The organism is Actinomadura darangshiensis, assembly GCF_004349235.1.
Lineage (GTDB): Bacteria > Actinomycetota > Actinomycetes > Streptosporangiales > Streptosporangiaceae > Spirillospora > Spirillospora darangshiensis.
In genome coordinates this window covers 1-22529 of the sequence record NZ_SMKY01000020.1, presented here as the reverse complement: position 1 = coordinate 22529, position 22529 = coordinate 1, and the positions used below count along the sequence as shown (strand labels likewise).

Genomic DNA, 22529 nt, shown 5'->3' with positions numbered 1-22529 from the left:
CCCATGAGCACTGCCCCGGCACGTTCCGAGGCACGTCTGCTGGTCCCCGCCCTGGTGTTCATCGCCCTGGTCGTGGCGGCGGTCGCCAGCCTCGGGACGCCGCTCATCACCAGCGTGGCGACCACGTTCCACGTCTCCCTCGACAGCGCGCAGTGGACGCTGACCATCGCCCTGCTCAGCGGCGCCGTCGCCACACCCGTCCTCGGCCGGCTCGGCGCCGGTCCGCACCGGCGGGCCACGATCCTCGCCACGCTGGCGATCGTCGTCGTCGGCAGCGCGCTCACCGTGCTGCCGCTGCCGTTCGCCTGGCTGCTCGTGGGCAGAGCGGCCCAAGGCGTCGGACTCGGTCTCACGGCGCTGATGATGGGCGTGGCCCGCGACCATCTTCCCGAGGAGCGCAGCGCGGCCACGATCGCCCTGATCTCGGTGGTCTCCATCATCGGAGCCGGCGTCGGCTACCCGCTGGCCGCGCTGCTCGCCGAGTTCGGCGGACTGCGGGCCGCCTACGGCCTCGGCCTGCTCGTCACCGCCATCGCCTTCGTGACCGCGTGGCGCTCCATGCCCGCGGCTCCCGAAGGCCGCTCCGCTCACGTGAACGTGGCCGGTGCGCTCGTCCTGACGGGTGGACTGCTCCTCGTCCTGTTCCTGGCCGGCGAGAGGAGCCTGTGGAGCCGACACCTCGCCGTGGCGGTGACCCTTGCCGCCGCCGCCGTACTCCTGCTCTGCGCCTGGACCGTTTCCGAACTGCGAACCAAGACGCCCCTGGTCGACGTCCGGGCGGTACGGCACCCGGCGGTCGCCGGGGCGAACATCGCCATGTTCGTCGGCGGGAGCGGCATGTACCTCCTGCTCACGCTCATCACCCGCTACGCGCAGACGCCGCACAGCGCCGGCTACGGCTTCGGGCTGACCACGTTCGTGGCGGGGCTGGTCCTCATCCCGTTCTCCGTGCTGGGGTTCGTCGCCGGCAAGCTCACGCCGCGGGTCCGCGAACGGATCGACGGCCCCCTGCTCCTGGCCGGCAGCGCCGCCATCGTCGGCGGCGGGTTCGTCCTGTTCGCCGCCGCCCGGTCCAACCTGGCCGAACTGCTCGCGGCCATGGGCGTGCTGGGCTTCGGCGTCGGCAGCTTCTCGGCCGCCATGCCCGGCGTCATCCTGGCCGTCACCCCCAAGAGCGAGACGTCGAGCGCCATGAGCTTCAACTACGTCGTCCGCAGCGTCGGGTACTCCCTGGGCAGCGCCATCGGCGGTCTGGTCCTGGCCGCCGGCACCGCCACGGGCCGCCTCTTCCCGGACGACGACGCCTACACGACCGCGGCGCTGGTCGGCGTCGCCGCGATGGCGATCACGACGATGGTCAGCCTCGCCCTCGCCCGCCGACGCTCACCCGAGACCGGTCCGATCACAGCCCCAGCCGGTTGATCGAAGCCGTCCGACTTCGACGCCGTCTCCGCCGGCTCGCCGCCCCGCAGCGCGCCGGCCATGGATCTGAGTATGTTTTTGATCATCGATTCCGAACACGGGAGGTACCGTGGCCAAGGGCTACTGGGTCAGCGTCTACCGCACCATCGCAGACCCTGAGAGGCTTGCCGCCTACGACAAGCTGGCCGGTCCGGCTGTCAGGGCCGCGGGCGGGCGGACGCTCGCCCGCGGCGGCAGCCGGGTCGTCGCACACGACGCCGGTGTCGCCGAGCGCGTCGTCCTGGTCGAGTTCGACAGCTTCGAACAGGCGGTCGCCGCACGCGAGAGTGCGGCCTACCAGGAGGCGCTGGCCGTACTCGCCGACAGCGTCGAGCGCGACTTCCGCATCATCGAAGGCCTCGACTGACGACCGAGGCCGCGTCAGCAACGAACACGACGCCGGCTGCGGGGATCACCCCGGCTCGTCAGCGCGCCGCACCGTCACGAACAGCGTCAGGCCGGTGGCATCGGCGGTGATGTCCAATCCGGCGACGGTTCCCGGCGGCGCGGCGGCTCGGAGGCTCGGACGTCGGCGGGGTGCGGGAGAGCTGGGGCGACCCGGCGCAGGTCGGCGGCGCCTCCGGGCGCGATCAGCAGGATGCGGCGGCCGGTGGCGCGCGCGGGGGCCGTGCTCGGGACGTCCGCCGGGTCGCTCCCGAGTGCGGACTCGATGAGCGCGGCCTGGTGGGCGATCTTGTTGCGGTGCTGGTCGGTGATGGGGCCGAACCGTCAGGGATCGACCGAGCGCTGGAGCCTGACCTGGTGTTCGGTTTTGGTGAATCCGAGTGATCGGTAGATCCCAATCGCCTCGGCATCCGGATCGGCGACCATCACGAGCGTTCGGGCTCCTTCGGCCATGGCCTTTGTCCCGGCGAAGTGGACGAGTGAGGAAGCCAGGCCGCGTCGGCGGAAGGCGGGATGGGTCTCGACGTGCTGGTAGCGGGCGAGTCCTTGGCCGTCGGGGACGATACCGAGGCCGGCGCGCATCTGGCCGTCCACGAACGCGCCGAACCAGGTGGCGTCGCCTGCCTCGCACAGGCGTCGTTCCTCGGCGAGTTTCGCCGCCTGGAACGCGGTGTTCTCCTCCGATGGCTCCGACTCGTCGCACGCATGCCGCAGATGCGCCGCCAGCTCCCAGTCGTCCTCTGTCAGCGTGCGCAGGCTGGCATCCGCCGGGTGTGCGGGTGTCCGGAGGAAGGAGGCCGTGAGGACCGTGTCGGTTTCGACGTCGATCCCGTGCCGCTCCCATTCTGCGCGGTGGCCCGCCTCACCGTCGGTTCCGTCCACCCCGACTGCCAGGTGAGACGCGTCCGGGAATGCCGCAGCGAAAAGGCCGAGGGCGTCCGGGAGCGCGTCGGGAGTGACGAGCACGAAGTTACCCCACCAGAAGAACGGATTGGCGGGCGTCCGGACTACCTGGTGAGACGGGTGATCCAAGATGACGGAGCCGGCCAAGCGGCGAAGCAACAGATCCGTGCGAAAGGCGAGAGATCGAACCTCCATCCGTCAATCCTAGGGTCGGGCCTGGGCACCCACCCGGTGCCGCCACCGAGTACCCGCGATACGAGCCCGACGATCAGAAGGGTCACCGCGAACGCCGAGGGTCACGCGGAGGCCGCCCGGTAGCATGCAACACATGGCCATCAAACTTGAGAACGTCGGCATCACCGTTCGCGACCTCGAAGCAGCGATCTCCTTTTTCACAGACCTCGGGCTCACGGTCGTCGGCCGTGACACGGTCAGTGGTGAGTGGACCGACACTGCCGTCGGCCATGATGGCAACCACGCCAACATTGCGATGCTCCAGACGCCGGACGGTCACGGCCGCCTTGAGCTCTTCGAGTACATCCACCCCGAAGCGATCGAGTCGGAGCCCACTCTTCCCAACGAGATCGGCATGCACCGCGTCGCCTTCTCAGTCGACGACATCGACGAAGCCCTTGAGATAGCCGCGAAACACGGATGCCGTCCGCTTCGCGGCGTGGCCACCTATGAGGACATCTACAAGCTCACGTATGTCCGCGGTCCCAGCGGCATCATCGTGATGCTCGCCGAGGAGCTGAAGAAGAACTGACGTCCGATCGGCCCAATTAGGATGTGTCGCTAACCTCCTCGGCGCTGTAAGTCCGTCAGAGGTTCTTGAGCGCCTCAGCAAGGCGCTGGAACTCTCCGCGGCTCACCACAAGTTTCGGACCGTCAGGATCCTTGCTGTCCCGGATGGCCACTAGATCGGGGAGGGATGCGGCCTCAACGCACTGATCTCCATCGTCGTGGCTACGCGATGCCTTGCGCCAGACCACTCCGCTTAGATCCATCTTTCCTCAATTACCTTTCTAATCAATGCTCGCGAGTCCTCTGTGTTGAGCGACTGTGCGTTCAACGTGTGCATCGCTTCACTTATTTTCGCAAGCTCTGACGGGTCACGGGTCGTTTCACCTCCCGTAGCTTTGACAACATAGGCGATCTCGCTCCGGTCGGATTGAGTTGCAATGGTGAATGAGGCCCGCACGCCCCGATAATAGGCAGTCCTGGCGATCTGCAAGAAGATGCCTTCCCGCAAAGAGAGCTCGATCAAGTGCTCGAGTTGCTCACGCATGACCTCCTTGGAGCCGACCTGCCGGTACAGGACGCTCTCCTCCATCACCACACTGATCATCGGACGGGGCGTCCTGGACAAGAGGGACTGACGCTTCATCCGGGTGGCTACCGCATCATCGTCGACCAGCAGGACACGAGCATACGCCTCCGTCTGAAACAGCCCATAGACGAGATAGTTCTCATACACCCGTAGCTGGTCGGCCGACGCTTCCGCCTTCGGGAAGGCGACGAAGTGGGTCGGGTACCTGACCTGCTTGATCTTCTCCAGAAGGTCGTCCCATGCCTGGACGATCTCGCCTCGGGTGTTGAGAGTGTTGTCGAGACGCTCGGCGAAGTCCCGGCGGCATTTCGTCCGGCCGCACTCCACATGGCTGATGTAGGAGCGAGCGACGTTGGCGAGTTCGGCCAGCTCGCCTTGCTTGATGCCCGCCGCTTCGCGGCACCGCTTGACCACGGTTCCGAAGCCCGCCAGATCGGGATCGATCCTAGGCCGGGCACTACCGGATGGGGACACGAGCACTCTCCTTACGGGCGCTAGTAGCGCGCTAGTAGCCGCTACTCATATGTGGCTAATTGGCGGCTCTCCTGAATTCTAGGAGGGCGCTCTGGCTTGATGGTGGTCATTCGATTACACAGGGTGATAGCGGCGGGATCTTCCGGTTTGAGGTGGAGGGTCCGGTCGGGATCAGCCGCCGTCCAGGCTGGAGGGGTTCACCGATGCCCGCAGCACATCTCGCGCCCGAGGCGCCGGCCTTGGTGCTGGAGCCGTCCGACCGAGCGCCCGCGAAAGCGCGCCGCTACCTGATCGGGCGGTTCCGTGAACTCGGGATCGCCGACGACTTCGTCGGCCGGGTCGTGGTCACCGAACTGGTCACCAACGCCTACAAGCACGTGGGATTCGGGCAGATCGTCGTCGGGGTCATCCCTGACGTGCGCGACGACCTGGTCGTGATCGAGGTGCGGGACGAGGGCGCAGGTGAACCCGTCGTCCGGGGCGAGGACGACGACGCCGAGAGTGGGCGTGGGCTGCTGCTGATGGAGCAACTCGTCCACGACTGGGGCGTCCGGCCGCTCAATGAGGAGGGGAAGGTCGTATGGGCTCGATGCTCCCGGTGAACGTCCAGACCGAGCGGCACCTGCTGCGGTGGCGCACCCGCCTGGGGCGCGCTACCGCGATTCGTCATCTGGACCTGCTCGCGGTCGCCATTGCGCCCAAGGGATACCGGCACATCAAGCTCTACCAGGCCGACGAGTTCCCGACCCGTCACCCGGTGCTGTGGGTCTTCGCGTTCAGCCCGGATGACCACGTCCGTGTTGCCGTGACCGTCCACGCCATGCCCGGCCGGGGCTGGGCCTACTACGAGGCCGGACGCGGACGGCACGGCTACCTCTGCCCATGCGGCGACACCAAGCACGCCGCCGACCAGGTCGACGCCGTCCTCAAGCACCGCATGTTCCCGTCCACCTGGTAAGTGCTGCCGGAGGCATCCCGATGACCCACATTTCCGAGGCGTGGTTCCACCAGCGAGGCAATGGCCACCTCGCGCCAGCGCCACCACCGCTCGCACGTCCGACAGGCCCTCTGGAAGTGGACCTCGACCTCGACCAGGCCCTCGACGACCTACGCAGCGCCTTCCCCGGCACCTGCATCTGGCACGGCGAGTTCAGCGGATCCCTGTGGGCGCTCCTCCCGAACCGCCTGGTCGAAGCCAAGACGGCCACCGACCTGGCCCGCCAACTCCGCGCCGCCCTGCTTCGTCCGCACCCCCATGCCAGACCCGAGCCGCATGTGCGCCGCCAACGCGCGTCCGCCCGCCGTGCAGATGGGACTTGGACGGCCGCGAAGGCCGCCACCCGGCAACCAGCACAACACGGCACGCAGGCTCGGCGCGCCCTCCGCTGGCTCCTGACCACCTGCCTTCACCTGACCCCGGCCGCTCCACTCGCGTGAGCGGGACGGGACGCGAGCGCGGGCGTGCTGTTAGGCCGGACGTGGTGAGTTTCAGAACCGTCCTCTGCAACACGCCGCAAGTCGACGCACACGGTGGACCTTGGTGGAGGCTGCAATAGACCGGCCTGTCTCGCTTACCAACTGTGGGCACTGCCTATTCGGCACGCCGATTTTTGTCGCTGCCGTCAGGGAAGCCGCTGATCCCGTTCACCGTATAATCGGCGGCTCAGGAGGAACGCACCACCAGACTCGCCGACGCCTTTCTCGATGGGAACGTTCCAATTGTGCATGGGGCGGGCCGGGAGCGTTCATGGCCACGTGAGAATGGATCACGCTCATGCATCTCTCACGCGCCTCGGTGCCGCCGAGGTTCGAACCTCCTCGGGTCTCTCCGGACTCCGGTTTCCCCGCCGCGGTCGAGGCGTATGCGCTCAAGGCCCGGGACTTCTACGATCTCCGGGCGTCCTGGCATCGGCGTCTCTTCCGGCTGACCAGCGTTCTGGTGATCCTCATCGGCGCCTGCCTGCCGCTGGCCGCCGGCCTCGGCTACGCCCACAAGCCGATCGTGCTGGCGCTGGCCGGGGTCACGATCTCGGTGCTGACCGCGCTGCGATCCTTCTACCACTGGGACCAGCTCTGGGTGATGCACCGCAACACCGAGATCCTCGTCCACGATGCGTACATGACCTGGAAACGCATTGACGACGACCTCGTCAGGTCGAGTCATCCGGACAAGATGGATCTGCGTGACCAGTCCGCCCAGGAACTCATGAAAAAGCTGCTGGAAGTGCGCAGAAGCGAGGCTGAGGTGTTCTTCAAAGCGTTCCTCAGTGCCGAGCGAGCCGGACGCGGCTAGCGCCAACGCACCGCGCCGAAACCGTCGGGCGTGAGCCCCGCGGTCAGAATGTGGCGATCGGGTTGACCGGGCTGCCGGACGTGCCGGCGAAGCGGACCGGCGCGACCGCGAGGTGGAAGTCCCACTGGCCGAGCTCGGCGGCCGTCGTCGCGCACACCTCCAGGTCGCAGTTGTCGAGCAGCCACATACCCATCGCGACGAGGCTCACGGCGTGGACCGGCATCAACACGTCTGCGTAGCCCGACGGCTGAACGTCCTGGGGGGTGTCAGCGCCGATCAGCGCGACCCCCCGTTCATGCAGCCACGGCAGGCAGGACGCGTGCCAACCGGCCTGCGTGAAACCGCCGGCGTCACCGGCCTCGTGCCGGGCGCGGCCATAGCCGGTTCGCAGGAGTACCGCATCACCGGATCGCACCCGGACACCCTGGCGACGCTCGGCCTCCTCAAGATCGTCGGGAAATACACCTTGCCCCGCTTCCAACCACGGCACATCGCGGACCTTCGCGATGTCCAGCAGGACGCCGCGCGTGATGATGCCGTTCGCCGCCGCAGTGACGGCTGCCCACGCCGATCCCGTTGTGGCGTCGACCAACGAGTGCGACCGCCCGTTGTACATCGTGCCGTCCCAGTAGATGTGGCACGGCGAGTCGATGTGGGTGATGGTGTTGCCGTGGAACAGGATGCCGAGCCGCTCGTTCGAAAAGCCCCAGTGCCGGTCGTTGTGGAAGAGCTCCGGCATGTGCTCGGCACCTGGCATGTCGGCGGCGCACGGGCACGTCGTCGTCGACCGCTCCATCTCTTCCGGTACGGCGACCTCCCATGCGCACGACACGCTCCTGCCGTGGCGCACGGCCCGCGCCGCCGCCAGCCGGACGTCGTCGGTGATGTGGTTCAGAGTGCCGAGTTCGTCGTCGTCGCCCCAGCGTCCCCAGTTCGACAGCGTGTTGAAATACCCGAGCACGTCGTCCTGTGTGGGCATCGATCGCTCTGCCGTCATCCCAGCATCGACTCCTCCGGTCACGCGGTTCGAGACACCGCAGGCAGGGTATCCCGTCCTCCCCTGTAGCGGATCATGGTCACGGGCACACGCCGCAAGTCAACAGGCCTTGCCGCGGTCGAGGGGCGTGGTCAGAGGGCTTCGACGCGAAACGGCCCGGCGGGAATCCTCCCGGCCGGCACTGGCTGCGCCGGCCACTCTCCCAGCACTTCTTGAGCATTACGGGACCCTCTTTAGGGACGTCTGCGTGACAGCGGATCCCGGGATAGGTGGTGATAGACGTCGGTGGTCGAGTCGGGAGCGGTACGCGCCGGCCGGCTCGCCGAGCGCTTCCGGGCCATTTCTTCCAGAGCCTTTATGCCGCTGGCGATGTCGTCCCGGTCCTTGCGTTTCCACCAGGGGGTGAGCCACATCTCGACGGGGCGAGCCGTGCCTGCGATGACGGCCGCGCGGCCGAAGGGCATGGTCCGAAGCTCCTCGGGTTGAAGCGCACGCTTGCCGTTGTGCTCGCCCACGAGATCAGAGAGTTCGGCGAGATCCTTGGCGGTCCCGGTACCTCCCGAAATGATCCGGACCGTGGAGTTGTCCCAAAGGCGTGCTGCCCCGTCCGAGCCCCATTTGGCACGGGCGTCCGCCAACGACGCCAGGTAGGCGTGCACGGTGATGCCATAGCCACCGGATTCGCCCATGTACGTGGGCAGGCCATCCAATGGGCAGATGTTGGTCACATGGTTCAACTCGAAGGTGAGGGGTGGGTCCAGGCGTCCGGTCGGGCGCTTCATTGCGGTACTGCGAGCGGTCCGGAAGAACTGCTCGACCATCGCGGTGACGATGGGGGCGATCCCGCCGTGCTCTTTCTGCTGCCTGCCGACGAAGTACAGGGTGTTGCGGCCATTGAGGAATTCCTCGTAATTGAAGGCCGCACCGGGCGGCGGCGAAAGATCCGCCAGTACCTGCTCGTTCGAGAAACAGCTCATGACCTGCATCACACCGGACCAGAGCCGGTCGTCCCGCCCGGCGAACTCCAGTTGTGACGAGTATCCCGAGGCGGCCCGGCCTTCGCGCTCCCCCTGACGCAGGATCTCCGCCGGCTCGTGGCTGTCGGTCTCGTAGACCCAGCCCATCACCTCACGAATGGTCAGCCCGCCGATCGCCCCCGCGTACAGCAGGCAGCGGATGATGGTGATCACGCCGCCGAGCGCCTTGGCGCCCTCCAATCCGATCTTGAACCCGCTCGCAGCGACGAGTGTGCCGGATCTGACCGCGCATGCATTCGGGTCCTCGCATCCCTCCAAGAAGGACCAGCGCAGGCGATTCGGCCATCCGGTGAGGTTGGCCGGGTCGAAGACGTGCACTTCGCCGAACTGTGCTCGCACCATGGCGGTGTTGATGAAGGTGTCCCGCCGGGTGGCGGTGACGATGCAGGGGCCTGGCGCGTCAATGGTGAGAGGCGTGACGAAGTGCACGCCTTTTCCCTGCCGCGGTGCCGCGACGACGATCATCATGTCTTCCAGGGACGTGTACAGCTTTCGCCGGGACCTGATGTCCCGGCCGATGAAGAAGCCGACCTCCTCCGGCCTGACCGTTTTCGCAGGCCGGTTCGCGGTGGACGGCCGGACCCTTGCCGCCTTGCTCAGGACGGTTCGGGCACTCAGCAGCCTGCGGACCTCCCAGCCGGACGCGAAGCCCAGTCGCAGCCGCCGGACCGGTCGGCGGCGCCGCCAGTTCAGCAGCAGCCGGGCCAAGAAGCAGACCCCGATCACCAGCAACGCCAGGAACGTGAACAGCAGGGCGAAGAAGACCGGGGCGGGCCCCAGCTCGGCCGCGGGTGGCCAAGCGGCGCTCGGATCGCCAGGATGCCGCACGAAATGGAATGCGATCTTCAGAAAGTCCTTCGGGCCGGTGTCCGGCCAGCCGCCGCCCGTGAGCACGGCGGACAGCTGCCCCGACAACCAGATCAGAAAACTGCACGCCGCACCGAAAATGGCAATCATCAGGCCGACAGCAAAGAAGAGTACGGACACTTCATCGTTGTCGTCGGGACTCACGAAGTTTCCTCACTTTGGGTGCAGAATGGGGTGTGCGGCATAAATCTGTACCAACATCCTGCACGCCGTCATGTATCTGCCGCAGTGCCTCCGCGGGGTGTTCATGATCTAGAAAGGAAGGCGTCACCTGCTGATCGATGAGATGGCCTTGCGTGCCGGGCCACCCTGTTCAGGGACACGGTGGTGGTCTGGGATGCCGAAGCCACCGGCAGGTCCCTGAACCGGGGTGGGGCCGTCCGTCTCCCGGCTCAGGGGGCTTCGGCGCTCAGGGTTTGGGCTACTGAGCGGCGGGCCGCGGCGCGGGCGGGTAGGGCGGTGAGCGCCGCTGTCGCCAGGAGGGACGCGACTCCGGCGGCGATCAGCCACCACCCGGGCGGCATGGCCGCGTCGCCGCGGTTGAAGAGCAGGAACACCTGGACGCCCAGTGGGACGCCCACGATGACGCTGGGCAGGGCCGGAAGCAGTTGTGCGGCGGACAGCCCGGCCGTGATCTGGCCGGGAGTGGCGCCGAGCGTGCGGGCGATCGCCATGGTGGGACGGGCCTCCTGTGCGAAGGCCCAGGTGATCGTGACGGTGTTCACGATGGCGAGTGCGATCACCGCGGCGGTGACGGCCAGCAGCAGGTGGCGGGCTTGGGCGGTCTGCGCGTGGGTCGCCATGGGGGAGCCCGGGTAGCCCTTCACGGGCTGTGCGTGGATCATCAGCATCGCGGAGACCACGATCAGCGTGGTCGCGATGTTGCACCCGTGCAGGACGGCCCGTCCAGGCCGGCGGGCGATGAGCCGCAGCCCGAGCAGCAGCGAGGTCGGCAGCAACGCCGACACCCTGTTCAGCCAGGCCCGGTGCCTGGGCCGGTGTGCGGTGTCGGCCAGGGCGGAGACGGTCCCGGTGCGCAGCGCCCGCAGTGTCGGGCCGATGGTGGTGAGGGCCGCGACGCCCAGCGCGACGACGGTGGTGAGGAAGATGGTGTCGCCGCTCGGACCCGTGGTGGTGGTGAGCAGGCTGGCCGACGGGTTGACGATGGCGGGCGTGGTGAAGTGCGCGATCGTCAGGCCCACGGCGTCGGCGAGCAGCGCCAGGGCCAGGTATTCGGTGAGCAGGACGGCGGCGATGAGTCCGGGTGTGGCGCCGACGGCCTTGAGGAGTCCGACCCGGCGGGTCTGCTTGGCGGCGCGTCCCGCGGCGAGCGTGGCCACGCCGCCGATGGCCAGGAAGCTGAGCAGCCAGCTGCCGACGACCAGGATCGGCTGGCTGTCCCGGAGCATGACGAAGTTCTGGCCGGATATGCCCTGCCAGGGTCTCGTGCTCACCCAGGTGCCCTCGAACGCCGGGGCGATGGCCGGGTTGTGCCGCGACACCGTCCGGGCCGCGGCGGGGTCTTCCAGTTTCAGGTTGATGAAGGAGGTCACCGGGACGTCGGGCGATACCAGTGCCCGGGTGTCCCGTTCGGCCAGCCAGACCACGCCGCCGCCGTCGGTCGGCCCGCCGTTCGGGCCGATCCCGAGCGCCCACGGGTAGACCGAGCGGGCCGCGGTCACGGCGATCCCGACGACCGGCAGCGAGCGGCCGGCGACGGTGACGCGGTCCCCGACCTCGACGTGCATGGCGGTGGCGAAGCCGCGTTCGACCACGGCGCCGCCGGGACGTACCCAGCCGCCCGAGGTCACCAGCGGCCGGTCGACCGGTCCCGGTGTCATGTCGGCGACCTGCACCACCGCGGCTCCCGTGGAGCCGTGCGCCGTGAGCTTCGTGTAGTACTGGCGGTACGGCCCGCTGTGCGCGACCACCCCGGGCGCGTGCTCCAAGGACGTCAGCGCCGTGATCGTGGACCGGTCGGTACCGGGCGAGAGCGCGACCACGTCCGGCCCGGCGGTGGCCTCCCGGGTCTGCCGGTAGAGCTTCTCGGTCGCCCCGTGCATGGACAGGCCGAGGGCCAGCGTGGCGGTGGCGGCGGTGATCGCGACGACGAGCATCCCGGCCTGGACGGGATGCCGGCGCACGTCGGCCAGGACAAGGCGGAACACCAGCAGGATGGGGCCCACCGCGCTCAACCGTCCAGGCCGATGAGGTCGCCGAGCCGTCCGGTGCCGCCTGCCAGCCGGGTGTCGCCGACGAACCTTCCGTCGTGCATCGACACCAGCCGGTCCGCGGTGGACGCGACCCGCTCGTCATGGGTGACCATCACCAGGGTCTGCCCGGCGGCGCGCAGGTCGGCGAAGAGCCGCAGCACCTCGATCGTCGCCGCGGTGTCCAGGTTCCCGGTCGGCTCGTCGGCCAGCAGTACCAGCGGCTCGTTGGCCAGCGCGCGGGCGATGGCCACCCGCTGCCGCTGCCCGCCGGACAGCTCCCAAGGCAGGTGCCGCGTCCGGTCGCCGAGCCCGATCCGCTCCAGCAGATCGGCGGCACGCCTCCTGGCCGCGCGCGACGAACGTCCGGCGAGCAGGGCGGGAAGCTCGACGTTCTCTCTCGCGGACAGCTCCTCCACCAGGTGGAAGTTCTGGAAGACGAACCCGATCGACCGGCGCCGCATCCGGGCCAGACCCCGTTCGTTCAGGTGGTCGATGCGCCGGCCGGCCAGCCAGACCTCCCCGTCGGTGGGACGTTCCAGTCCGCCCAGCAGATGCAGCAGCGTGGACTTCCCGCAGCCGCTGGGGCCCATGATCGCCAGCGTCTGTCCGGCCGGGACGTCCAGATCGACCTCGTCGACCGCGCGGACCAGGCTCTCCCCCTGACCGTGGTACCTGGACAGGCCGCGAGACTGCAGCACGGCGTCGAAATCGGTCATGCGTCCTCGGATTCGTTCTTCGGCTTCGACCAGACGCGCTCGCAGGCGTCCAGCCAGCGCAGGTCCGCTTGCAGCCGCAGCGCGACACCCTCCAGCAGCAGGCCGGCGGTGGAGTCGTCCGGCTCGGCCAGCACCGCGCGCTGCGCTTCGCCGAGGCGCCGCAGCAGCTCGCGGCGCTGCGCGTCCACCAGCTCCACCGGATCGGCGAGCCGCGCGGCGGCCGCGGCGGCGAGCTTGAGGTGGAACTCCGTCAGGTTCGCCTTCGGCCAGTTCACCTCGCTCAGCCAGGCGGACACCCGCTGCTGCCCGGCCGGGGTCAGCGCGTACACCTTGCGGTCGGGACGGTCGGGCAGGCCGTCCGACCGCTCGGCGGCGACGAGTCCCGCCTTCTCCAGCCGGGCGAGGGTCACGTAGACCTGGCCCGCGTTCATCGACTCCCCGAGCGGCCCGAGCGCCTGCCGCAACCGCGCGCGCAGCCGGTACCCGTGCGACGGCTCCTTCGCCAGCATCGCCAGCACCGCGTCCTGCATGCATCACCCCTAACGGCTAGCTAATAGTTAGCGGTTAGGTACTGCACTCGTCAAGCGAGACCCCTGCCCGCGCGCCTCGGCCACGAGCTTCAGTCGCGCGCCTCAGCGGAATCGGCGCAGGACCATCCGGACCGTCCCGTCTCGCTCCGTGGTCTCCTCGGTCAGGTCGAAGCCCTGGCTCGCCAGGGTGCTGGCCGTGAGGTGGTACGCGTGGCGCGCGGTCACCCTGCCGAGCCAGGCCCCGTCGTGCTTCCTCCGGTCGTACTCGCTGATCACGGCCAGGTAGCGGCCGTCCTCCTGGTGCAGGAAGCCGAGATCGTTGGACGCCCGGCCGATGTGCGCGCGACGGACGATCACATGCGCGCGGTCGGAGCGCAGGTCGCCCCGGTAGCCGTACAGCGGCTGGGAGGTGTCGTGGACCTCCACGTGCTCGTAGCCGACGTCCGCCAGCGCGGCGCACAGGGCTTCCCGGTCGGTGATCTCGGTGGTCAGGGTGGTGAAGTGCGACATGGGGTCTCCGGCCAGGGGACGTCGACGGGCGGATGGGGGCTCACGGGCCCAGTGGTTCGAGGGGGACGACGAACTGGCGTTCCGCCTCGACGGCTTCTTCGAAGGACGCCGACTGCGCGCGGCCGTCCCGCATCCAGGCGCGCAGCGCGCCGATCGTCTCGCGCTGCGACACCGACAGCGGTACCTGGCGGGAGAGCGCGGCGAGGATGTCGCCGGTGGTGAACTCGCGGTCCTGGTGGAAGCCCACGTACATCGCGTCGACGATCGTCTGCTCGATCTCGGCGCCGACGTACCCCTCGGCACCGGCCGCCAGCCGCGCGATGTCGAAGTCCTCCGGAAGCCGGCGGCGTTTGCGCAGGTGCACCGAGAAGATCTCGGCGCGTTCCTCGGCGGTGGGCAGGTCGAGGAAGAAGATCTCGTCGAAGCGGCCCTTGCGGAGCACCTCCGGCGGCAGGCTGGAGACGTCGTTCGCGGTGCCGACGACGAAGCAGGGCGCCGTCTTCTCCTGCATCCAGGTCAGGATCGTGCCGAACACGCGCGTGCTGGTGCCCGAGTCGCCGCCGCCGTGCGCGAGCGCCTTCTCCATCTCGTCGATCCACATCACGCACGGCGCCACCGTCTCGGCCAGCCGCAGCGCCCTGCGGGTGCGCTCCTCCGCCTCGCCGACCAGCGAGCCGAACAGGGCGCCGACATCGAGGCGCAGCAGCGGCAGCCGCCACAGTCCGCCGATCATCTTGGCGGTCAGGCTCTTACCGGTGCCCGGGATGCCGATCAGCGCCATGCCCTTGGGCGCGGGCAGCCCGTAGTCGCGGGCCTCCTGGGTGAAGGCGCGCTCCCGCAGCCGGAGCCACTGCTTGAGCACGTCGAGGCCGCCCACGTCGTCCGGGGTCTCGTGCACCGGATAGAACTCCAGTGCCTCGCTCTCCCGGATGACCTCCCTCTTCTCCCGCACGACGGCTTCGATGTGCCGGTCGTCCAGCGCGCCGTCGCGGACGATGGACTTGGCGTAGGCGCGGCCGGCCTGCGCGGCCGTCATGCCCAGCGCCGCCTGGCCCAGCTTCTCCCGCCCGGCGGGCGTCAGGTCGATCTTGATTCCGGGTGTTCTGGTGAGCCCGCTGAGGACGCCGTCCAATTGCTCGCCGTCGGGCAGCGGGAGTTCCAGAACCTCGGTCTCGTTCTTCAACTCTTCGGGGACCTTGCGAGTGGGAGAGACGACGACGATGGATTTGCGGGTGAACTTCAGCCGTTGCGCCGTGTTGCGGAGCTTCCGTTTCACCTGGGGATTGGACCAGCATTCGTGGAAGTCCTTCAGGACGAAGGTGATGTCCCCGCCGGCCTTCTCCACCTGCTCGATCACGGTCAGCGGATCCTTCGCGGTGGGCAGGTTGCCGGGCTTGCCGCTGAGCGCCTCGAACCCGTCGGCCAGGTCCCAGGCGAGGCAGGAGCGCTGCCCGCGCTCGCAGACGTCGGCGATGGCCCGCAGCGCCCGCTCCTCCTCGTGGGTGACGACCACAACCAGCGTGTACCGGGCCCGCAAGAACAGGTCGAGTTCCGCCTCGAAGTTCATATGACCGTTCCCGGAAACGGCTGGACGGCCGTTCTTGTCGAAACTCACGTTGCTCACTCGCGCACCTCGATGTCGACTGACTGATGTTGCGGACCCGTGGCCCCGCTGGTGAAGGCGAGCGGGTCGATTCCGGTGAGGGTCAGCCGCCCGTCGGGGTGGATGACCACCTCCGCGTCCGGTACCGCGACGAGATCGTCCAGCGTGTACCGGTCGCTGAACAGGTGCACGGTCTTGTTGGCGGAACCCCGCAGACCCCGGGCGATGCGCTGCTGGGGCTCGTACCGTCCGGCGAGCAGCACGTCGACGCGGTCGCGCAGGCCGGCCGCCTTCGGCATACGGGCCACCTCCGCCCAGCGGTACCCGGTGAACAGGACGGCCGACAGGGACGTCTCGGCGCGGATCCGTCCCAGCAGCCGCAGGACCGGCTCGCACTGCTGGAGCGGCTCGCCGCCGCTGATCGTCACCCCTTCGACGGCGTCCCCGAGGCCCCGGACGCGATCGAACAGCTCGTCCACGTCCGTCTCGTCGCCACCCCGTCCATGGGACTCGGGGTTGAAGCACCCGGGGCAGCCGAGCGTGCAGCCCTGCACCCAGACAACGGCCCGGGTACCGGGGCCGTTGGCGGCGCTGTACGGCTCGAAGCCGTGCAGGCGCAGCCCCTGCCGCGGGCGGCTCACGGGTTCGGCTCGCGCCGCACCCGCTCCTCGGTGCGCTGCTGGAGCACCTCCTGGGCCTCGGCGGTCAGCTCGCGTTCGATGACACGGCCCCCGAGCGCCTTCTCCAGGTCCTCGGTCAGGTCGAGGCAGCCCGCCCCGGACACGCCGCGCACCTCGATCCTGGTGGTGCCGTCGGGTGCGATGAACACCTCGACTTCCTGCAGTTCCATGCGTCCCTCCTACGTCAGCTTCACCACGGGGTGGTCGCGGTGCGTCACCCGCCCGCTGACCAGGTCGTGTGCGGTCAAAAGCAGCCGCTTGTTGGCGTCGATGCCGAACTCCACGCGGAACCGCGCCTGCCCGGCGGACGCGTGCGGCTTGGCATGCAGGAACATCGGGCTCTGCTCGTTGATCCAGAAGCGGCTGCGGGATTCGTCGTCCTCGGGCGAGATCTCCCGGACCCGCCAGGCACCGGACGGGTCGCACACCAGCTCCGTCGCGCCCGCGGAACCGCCGTGCCGCCGGCCGGTGAGCTCGTAGATGGCGATGCCGAGCTCCCGCTGCCCGTCGTGGGTCGCGCGGACCGTCATGCTGTGGACGGGTTCGGTGGTCGGGTAGGCCGTACCGGCCTTGACGCAGGTGCGGTACTCGTACCGCCCGCTCTTCCGGTCGAACCAGCGCACCGCGTAGTCGTGCTGGATGTGGTCGTAGAAGTCCGTGCCGGCCGCGAACCCCGCCGCGCCGCGGGCCACGGCGTCCAGCGGCCGGTCGCTGAGCACCCGCTCGCGGCCGAAGATGCGCTCCAGCGTCCGGCGCACCGACGGGATCAGGCTGCTCCCGCCGACCATCAGGACGGCGGCCAGATCGTCCTCGTCGTAGCCGCGGGTGGCCGCCGCCGCCAGCGCCCGGCGCACGACCTTGTCGATGCGGGAGAACAGGTCCCGCCGGTCCAGCAGGGCCTCGAACGACACCACGCGCTCGCCGGGGGGCTCCGCGCCGCCGCGGATCAGATCGATGCCGAGGACGGACCCGGTGTCCGGGTCCATGACGCTGATCTCGGCCCGCTCGCGGCCCGGCTCGGACAGGGCCTCCTTGGCGCGCTCGCACTCCACGAGCAAGGCCCGGCTGAGCCGGCGGACGTCCTCGTCGCTGTCGCCACGTCCGCAGCGCGCCAGCAGCTCCTCGTAGATCCACTGGTCGATGGTGGAGCCGCCGATGTCGTCGCCCGCCTTGCCGAGGACCCGGCAGTACCGGCCCGAACCCGCGCGGTCGTCCTCGTCCTGGACGCGCACGACGGCCGCCTGGACCGTGCCGCCGCCGAAGTCGAACATGAGGTAGGCGTGCCCGGGCCGGATGTGCGCGCCGTAGCCGAGCACGGCCGCCGACGGCTCGTCGATCAGCCGGAAGCGGGGCATGCCCGCCGACTCGGCCGCGTCGGCGAGCCAGTCCTCGTAGTGCTCGAACGACTCGACCGGGGCGGTCAGGGCGATCTCCTCGCCCGCGCTGCCCGCCTCGACGGCGGCGAGGGCCAGGACCGCGGACAGGAAGTCGCGGCCGGCCTCGTCGTGCGACACCCTCCGGCCGTTCACCGCCATCTTCTGGGGGCTCCGGTTGGAGATGTAGCGCTTCATCCAGCGGAAGGTGCCCGCCGCGTGGTACCTGCCCGTCGACAGCACCTGGTCGCCGAGGAGCTGCTTCCCGTCCTCGGCGTAGTGGATCAGCGAAGGCACCACGGGCACCCGGTGGGCGCCGTGGCCGAGCAGCCGCCCGTAGTCGGGGATGCTCACGGTCACGCCCTGGCCCGACGCCTCGTCCCAGACGGCCGCGACCGTGTTGCTCGTACCGAAGTCGACGCCCAGCCGACCCGCCATCAGCGCTCCCCCTCTTCGCCCGCGGTCTCATCCGTCGGTTCGACGCCGGCCTTGCGGACGACCCGTCCGTCGAAGGACAGGCCGATCACCCGGACCAGCACCGGCTCTCCCGGGGCCGGCGCCGCCTCCGCGCTCAGCGGCTCGTGCCGGTCCGGGTCGAACGGCCGCGCCGTGCCCGGCTCGCCGACCGTGTCGACGCCGGCGTCCCGCAGCAGGCGCAGCAGCCGGGCGCCGACCTCCACGACGTCATCGGTACGCACCTGCGCACTGCCCGAACGGTGCAGCCGCGCCTGCGTCGACAACTGCACGAGCGGTGCGCCGATCGTCGTGACGAGTCGCTCCACGTCGGCGCGGGTCCGCTGCCGGGCGCCCTCCTCGGCGCCCTCGCGAGCCCGCGTGAGGTCGGCCCGCAACCGCTCGACGGACCGGTCGCGCTCGGCGAGCTCCAGGCGCGCCTCGCGCAACTCGCGCCGCAGCCGCAGAGTCTCCTCGATGCTTCCCGGCAGCAGCCCGCGCAGTACCCGGGCGACCCTGGCGGTGGCGTTCACCGCTTCCCCTTCCGTTTGCGCTTCGGCCGGTTCGGACGCCGCTGGGGCGCGGGGCGCTGCGGGACGTCGTCGTCGGTGAGTTCGACATCGTGGGATGCGGCCTGGTCGGCGTAGGAGGCGTCGAGGAGCTCGACATCGTGCCGGTGGCGCCACTTCACGAGTGCACTGGCCAGGTCGAACCAGGCGCGTTCGGCCGGGGAGAACTCGTCGGACCAGTGCGACGAGCGGCGTATCTCATCGGGGTTCACCTCGCTGAGGGGCGTGCGGACCAGGGCGTGGAGCTTCGACTGCCTGCGCGTCCACCAGAGCATGTGGCCGTTCGTCGTTGCGCTGGCGAGCATCGAACCGTCCGGGGTGACCGCCATGCACTCGATGATTCCGCGGCGGTGGCCCCGGAGCTCTCCGGCGGGCTCGCCGGAGGGCAGATGCCAGAGCCGGACGACGCGGTCCTTGCCTCCGCTCGCGAGCAACGTGCCGTCCGGTGTCATGGCCAGTGCCCGGATGAGGCTGGTATGCCCCGTGAGCACGCCCGCGGGCTCGCCCGACGGCAGATGCCAGAGCCGGACGGTGCCGTCGTAGCCGCCGCTGGCCAGCAGCGAGCCGTCCGGGGTGACGGCCACGGCGCCGACATGGTCGGTGTGGCCGTCGAGGGTCCGCAGCGGTGTACCGGAGGGCAGTTTCCAGAGGCGCAGATTGCCCTTCTGCCCACCGCTGACGAGCATGCCGCCGTCCGGCGTTATGGCCATGCACGGAACCCAGAGCGGGTCCGCGTGAAGAGTGGCGGTGCGTGTCAGCGTGCCCGAGGAAAGGCGCCACAACTGGATGTTGGGGCCGTATCCACCGGTGGCCAGCAGAGTGGCATCGGGAGAAGGCACAATGGTCAGCAGGTTGCGCGCCAGCACCGCGTTGCCCTTGGCCATGGTGTGCGAATACTCCCCGGCCAGCGTCCCTGAGGGGAAGTTCCAGAGCTTGATCACCCCGCGCATGTCCCCCGTGATCAGCAGCTTTCCGTCGGGAGTGAACGTCATCGTCACCATGTGCTGGGAGCCGAACTCTCTTTTCGTCGTCCCCGAGGACACCGACCACAGCCGTCCGCGGGCCCGGTAGCTGCCGGTGACCAGCAGCCGTCCGTCGCGGGTCACGGCCATGGCCTGGACGGGAGGGGCGGCGATGGACCTCAGATGCTTCTCGCCGAACCGGGTAGTGGCGGGGACCTCCGAGTCGCGGGCGCGCGTCGCCAGCCGCACCAGCTCGGCGTAGTCGCCCGGGGCGGTCCCGTCCGGCCGCCACCGCACGTCCCCGAGGGACGCCACGACCGGCGCGGCCCGCGTCACCGGGGCGTCGAGGGCCAGCCGCCACAGCTCGTCCCACCGCCGGGCGGCCATCAGCGTCTGGACCAGCGCGCCCCACTCGGGATCGGACACCCGGCCGGCCTGGTGCGCGGTCCCGGACGCGACCGCCCGCACCCACTCCAGCCGCCCACCCGCGCGCGCCTGCTCGGCCAGCCGCAGGCGCAGCGCCTCCCCGGCCCCGGCACTCGCGCCCCGCAGCAGGCTGCCGTCGAAGTCGAGGTCGGTGTAGCGGTCGAACTCGCCCGCCAGGAACAGCACCACGGCGTGCCGGCCGGGATCAGAGGGCGCCGGGCCCGCCTCGACCAGCAGGTTCGCGAGGCGCTCGTCGCCGGCCGTGACCGCCACGTCCGCCACGGCGTCGATCGCGTCCTGCTCCCGGACGCCCTGGAGCGCGTCGCGCGCGATCTCGCCGACGTGGGGATCCGTCGTGTTCACGAACGCGTCGGCGAGCACGGCCATGGCTTCGGACGTACCGAGCACGGCCAGCTTTTCGGCCGCTCGTTTGCGCCGCCGCCCACCGAACATCCTGGACGTGTCCGAGACCCGGGCGGTCAGACGGGCCAGCTGGGAATCACTCATTCGCCCACCCGGAGGGTCCCCTGTCGCGATGGGTCACGTCGCCCATAGTGCCTCGCGCATCTCGCAGAGAAAATGACTCCTTACGCATTGTGCCGCACGATTCCGGGACCGGTCCCGAGCACTTTCCAGGACGTGCGCTCTCCTGTTTCATGTCGAGCATGGACGCGGAACTGGCCCGCGATGACAACGGCGACGCGTTGACCGGGTTCTACCGGGTCGCGGAAGAGGACCGCCCCGGCGACGCGCCATTGACGGCCGCCCTGGTGGCGGTGTGGCACGACGACCGCCGGCTGCTGCTGGTGTTCAACCGGTATCGGCAATGCTGGGAACTTCCGGGCGGGATGATCGACCCCGGAGAGACACCTCGCCAAGCAGCCGTCCGGGAACTGCGCGAAGAGGCCGGCATCCACGTAGAGAACCCGGCCTTCGTCGGCTACGCCCGCTTCGAGCTCGGGACCGAACAGCGCACCGAGTACGCCGCGCTCTACACCGCACCGGCCACGCCGCCCGACGACCGCTTCACGCCCAACGAGGAGATCACCGCGATCTGCTGGTGGGACGGTGTCCAGCCGCTCACCGGCCGCCTCCACCGCCTCGACGCGATACTCGGCCGCCTCACCAAGGACACCGCATAATCCCGAACATACCGACCGGGATCGGGTCGGCCGCGGCGGCGCCGATGTCCCCGGCCTCCGGCGGGACGCCTGCCGCGCGGGCGACCAGGTAGACCAAGGTTTCAGCCGAGGGTTTGCGGCAGGTCGAAGGTGGCGAAGACGCGGGGGTCCTGGAAGACGACGTTGCGGGAGACGCCCTTCGGCGTGATCGTGAAGATCTGCACGGTGTGGAGGCGGTACGCGCCGTCGGACATGCGGTAGGCGGCGAGGGCGGGCTGGCCGTTGGCGGCGGTCCGCGCCGTCCGCCAGTCGCCGCCGCGTGTCGCGAAGATGCGCGCCATGAAGCGGCCGTAGTCGTCCCGGCCCAGGTACCAGAGCGGGACGGGCGGCATCTCCAGGACGGCGTCGTCCGTCAGCAGGGACACCAGGCCGTCGACGTCGGCGGCCTCGAACGACGCGATGTAGCGGTCGAGGACGGCGCTGACGGCGGCGTCGTCCGGCTCGGCGACCTCCTCCTCCGGCGTGATGCCGGAGAGGCCGGCGCGGGCGCGCTGCAGGGCGCTGTTCACGGCGGCCGGGGACGTCTCCAGCAGTGCCGCGACCTCGGCCGCGCTGTACTCCAGGACGTCCCGCAGGATGAGCACCGCCCGCTGCCGGGGCGGCAGCGCCTGCATCGCCGCGACCAGCGCCAGCCGCAGGCTGCCCCGCCGGACGATCCGCGACGCGGGATCGTCCAGCAGCGCGTCCGGGAACGGGTGCAGCCACGGCACCTCGAAGTCGGGGGCGAGCGGCGCGTCCGGGTCGTCGCTCGGGGCGCCGAGCCCGGACGGGAGCGGACGCCGGGCCCGCCCCCGCAGGGCCGTCAGGCACGCGTTCGTCGCGATCCTGTAGAGCCAGGTGCGGACGGACGCCAGCCGCTCGTCGTAGCGGTCCCGCGACCGCCACGCCCGCAGCATCGTCTCTTGGACGAGGTCCTCCGCCTCGTGGACGGAACCGACCATCCGGTAGCAGTGCACCAGAAGTTCGCGCCGGTAGGAGTCGAAGTCCTCGTCCATGGGAGACCTCCGTCAGTTGGCGGGCGCGTTGGCGTAGGCGGACACCAGCCAACGGCCGTCACGCCGCGAGAGTACCCAGGTGGCGATCCGCTCGCGGTCGGACGGCAGTTCCTCCTCCCCGGCCATGATGATGCCCGCCTTGCTGACGATGACGGCGGTGTCGCCGTCCACCCGGATGTCCTGCGGCTCGTCGATGCCGCGGGACCCCTTCAGCGGGCCGGCGAACGCCTTCGCCATGAAGTCGCGCACCGCCGGGCGGCCCTGGTGGAACATGCCGGGCATGACCACGGTGGCGTCCTCGACGTAGAGGTCGGCGAACGCGTCGGCGTCGTTGTCGGCCCATGCCTCGTAGAGCCGTCCGAGCACCTCGCGGACGGCCGTCTCGCTGCTGTTCATCATGGGATTCCCCTCTCGAACCGGATCGGTCGAGAGTGTGTACCGCCGGGGCCCCGCCGATTCATCGCTCCGGCGGAGGCGATTTTCGCCGCGCCGAGCGGACCTCGCTTCCTCAGGCGGCCGGTTCGGGAGGCGGGGCGGTGCTGGCGCGGGGG

At 69.7% G+C, this 22529-nt stretch carries 25 protein-coding genes; 8 read left to right on the top strand and 17 right to left on the bottom strand.

Features of this window, described 5'->3' with window-relative positions; genetic code table 11:
- Positions 1-3: 3 nt before the first annotated feature.
- Both E1293_RS07035 and E1293_RS07030 read left to right on the top strand, forming a co-directional pair.
- A complete protein-coding gene (locus tag E1293_RS07035) occupies positions 4-1422 on the top strand; it encodes an MFS transporter (RefSeq protein ID WP_132195061.1) in 1419 nt (472 codons plus the stop codon).
- Positions 1423-1531: 109 nt separating this feature from the next.
- Positions 1532-1828, top strand: a complete 297-nt coding sequence (locus E1293_RS07030) for a DUF1330 domain-containing protein (protein ID WP_132195059.1) — start codon at positions 1532-1534, stop codon at positions 1826-1828.
- 362 nt (positions 1829-2190) lie between these two features.
- Here E1293_RS07030 and E1293_RS07025 read toward each other — a convergent pair whose 3' ends face one another.
- Positions 2191-2964, bottom strand: a complete 774-nt coding sequence (locus E1293_RS07025) for a GNAT family N-acetyltransferase (RefSeq protein ID WP_132195057.1) — start codon at positions 2962-2964, stop codon at positions 2191-2193.
- Positions 2965-3097: 133 nt separating this feature from the next.
- Here E1293_RS07025 and E1293_RS07020 point away from each other — a divergent pair, with 133 nt between their 5' ends.
- Complete coding sequence (locus E1293_RS07020; RefSeq protein ID WP_132195055.1) at positions 3098-3535, top strand: VOC family protein; 438 nt, start codon at positions 3098-3100, stop codon at positions 3533-3535.
- A gap of 55 nt (positions 3536-3590) precedes the next feature.
- Here the strand turns inward: E1293_RS07020 and E1293_RS07015 are convergent, their stop codons facing one another.
- Positions 3591-3776 carry a DUF397 domain-containing protein gene (locus tag E1293_RS07015; protein ID WP_132195053.1) on the bottom strand — a complete coding sequence of 62 codons (186 nt, stop codon included), beginning with the start codon at positions 3774-3776 and terminating at the stop codon, positions 3591-3593.
- Positions 3767-4573 (bottom strand): helix-turn-helix domain-containing protein, encoded by an 807-nt coding sequence (locus tag E1293_RS07010; RefSeq protein WP_165978112.1) that lies wholly within the window; start codon positions 4571-4573, stop codon positions 3767-3769. The genes E1293_RS07015 and E1293_RS07010 overlap by 10 nt, the downstream gene beginning before the upstream one ends.
- Positions 4574-4776: 203 nt before the next feature.
- Between E1293_RS07010 and E1293_RS07005 the strand changes: the two genes are divergently transcribed.
- The 4 genes from E1293_RS07005 (at position 4777) to E1293_RS06990 (ending at position 6866) form a co-directional block, all read left to right on the top strand.
- Positions 4777-5175: an ATP-binding protein gene (locus E1293_RS07005; RefSeq protein WP_132195049.1), complete on the top strand. Its 399-nt coding sequence runs from the start codon at positions 4777-4779 to the stop codon at positions 5173-5175.
- The gene (locus E1293_RS07000) at positions 5154-5531 is read left to right on the top strand and encodes a hypothetical protein (RefSeq protein ID WP_132195048.1); all 378 of its coding nucleotides are present in this window, start codon (positions 5154-5156) and stop codon (positions 5529-5531) included. The genes E1293_RS07005 and E1293_RS07000 overlap by 22 nt, the downstream gene beginning before the upstream one ends.
- Positions 5532-5647: 116 nt before the next feature.
- Positions 5648-6010 carry a hypothetical protein gene (locus E1293_RS06995; RefSeq protein WP_132195046.1) on the top strand — a complete coding sequence of 121 codons (363 nt, stop codon included), beginning with the start codon at positions 5648-5650 and terminating at the stop codon, positions 6008-6010.
- A gap of 337 nt (positions 6011-6347) precedes the next feature.
- The gene (locus E1293_RS06990; RefSeq protein ID WP_132195044.1) at positions 6348-6866 is read left to right on the top strand and encodes a DUF4231 domain-containing protein; all 519 of its coding nucleotides are present in this window, start codon (positions 6348-6350) and stop codon (positions 6864-6866) included.
- Positions 6867-6909: 43 nt separating this feature from the next.
- Here E1293_RS06990 and E1293_RS06985 read toward each other — a convergent pair whose 3' ends face one another.
- The 12 genes from E1293_RS06985 to E1293_RS06930 all read right to left on the bottom strand — a co-directional run bounded on the left by E1293_RS06985 (position 6910) and on the right by E1293_RS06930 (position 20309).
- Entirely contained in the window at positions 6910-7863 is a 954-nt protein-coding gene (locus E1293_RS06985; RefSeq protein WP_243716072.1) for a cyclase family protein, read from the bottom strand.
- A 233-nt stretch (positions 7864-8096) separates the two neighbouring features.
- Positions 8097-9911, bottom strand: coding sequence for a type IV secretory system conjugative DNA transfer family protein (locus E1293_RS06980; RefSeq protein WP_132195042.1), 1815 nt, complete (start codon positions 9909-9911; stop codon positions 8097-8099).
- A gap of 248 nt (positions 9912-10159) precedes the next feature.
- Positions 10160-11953 carry an ABC transporter permease gene (locus E1293_RS06975; RefSeq protein ID WP_132195040.1) on the bottom strand — a complete coding sequence of 598 codons (1794 nt, stop codon included), beginning with the start codon at positions 11951-11953 and terminating at the stop codon, positions 10160-10162.
- A gap of 5 nt (positions 11954-11958) precedes the next feature.
- A complete protein-coding gene (locus E1293_RS06970; RefSeq protein ID WP_132195038.1) occupies positions 11959-12696 on the bottom strand; it encodes an ABC transporter ATP-binding protein in 738 nt (245 codons plus the stop codon).
- On the bottom strand, positions 12693-13226 hold the full coding sequence (locus tag E1293_RS06965) for a PadR family transcriptional regulator (protein WP_132195036.1): 534 nt from the start codon (positions 13224-13226) through the stop codon (positions 12693-12695). The genes E1293_RS06970 and E1293_RS06965 overlap by 4 nt, the downstream gene beginning before the upstream one ends.
- 102 nt (positions 13227-13328) lie before the next feature.
- Entirely contained in the window at positions 13329-13736 is a 408-nt protein-coding gene (locus E1293_RS06960; protein ID WP_132195034.1) for a DUF1257 domain-containing protein, read from the bottom strand.
- Between the two features lie 40 nt (positions 13737-13776).
- Complete coding sequence (locus E1293_RS06955) at positions 13777-15360, bottom strand: AAA family ATPase (protein ID WP_207938712.1); 1584 nt, start codon at positions 15358-15360, stop codon at positions 13777-13779.
- Entirely contained in the window at positions 15357-15980 is a 624-nt protein-coding gene (locus E1293_RS06950; protein WP_165978110.1) for a 4Fe-4S single cluster domain-containing protein, read from the bottom strand. The genes E1293_RS06955 and E1293_RS06950 overlap by 4 nt, the downstream gene beginning before the upstream one ends.
- Positions 15977-16189 carry a DUF2997 domain-containing protein gene (locus tag E1293_RS06945; protein WP_132195032.1) on the bottom strand — a complete coding sequence of 71 codons (213 nt, stop codon included), beginning with the start codon at positions 16187-16189 and terminating at the stop codon, positions 15977-15979. The genes E1293_RS06950 and E1293_RS06945 overlap by 4 nt, the downstream gene beginning before the upstream one ends.
- 9 nt (positions 16190-16198) lie before the next feature.
- Positions 16199-17830: an Hsp70 family protein gene (locus E1293_RS06940; protein WP_132195030.1), complete on the bottom strand. Its 1632-nt coding sequence runs from the start codon at positions 17828-17830 to the stop codon at positions 16199-16201.
- A complete protein-coding gene (locus E1293_RS06935) occupies positions 17830-18378 on the bottom strand; it encodes a nucleotide exchange factor GrpE (protein WP_132195028.1) in 549 nt (182 codons plus the stop codon). The genes E1293_RS06940 and E1293_RS06935 overlap by 1 nt, the downstream gene beginning before the upstream one ends.
- Positions 18375-20309 (bottom strand): WD40 repeat domain-containing protein, encoded by a 1935-nt coding sequence (locus tag E1293_RS06930; protein WP_132195026.1) that lies wholly within the window; start codon positions 20307-20309, stop codon positions 18375-18377. The genes E1293_RS06935 and E1293_RS06930 overlap by 4 nt, the downstream gene beginning before the upstream one ends.
- Positions 20310-20467: 158 nt before the next feature.
- Between E1293_RS06930 and E1293_RS06925 the strand changes: the two genes are divergently transcribed.
- Positions 20468-20944: an NUDIX hydrolase gene (locus E1293_RS06925; protein WP_132195024.1), complete on the top strand. Its 477-nt coding sequence runs from the start codon at positions 20468-20470 to the stop codon at positions 20942-20944.
- A 101-nt stretch (positions 20945-21045) separates the two neighbouring features.
- Here the strand turns inward: E1293_RS06925 and E1293_RS06920 are convergent, their stop codons facing one another.
- The gene (locus E1293_RS06920; RefSeq protein WP_132195022.1) at positions 21046-21978 is read right to left on the bottom strand and encodes a sigma-70 family RNA polymerase sigma factor; all 933 of its coding nucleotides are present in this window, start codon (positions 21976-21978) and stop codon (positions 21046-21048) included.
- Between the two features lie 12 nt (positions 21979-21990).
- Positions 21991-22377, bottom strand: coding sequence for an SgcJ/EcaC family oxidoreductase (locus tag E1293_RS06915; RefSeq protein WP_132195020.1), 387 nt, complete (start codon positions 22375-22377; stop codon positions 21991-21993).
- Positions 22378-22529 lie beyond the last annotated feature (152 nt).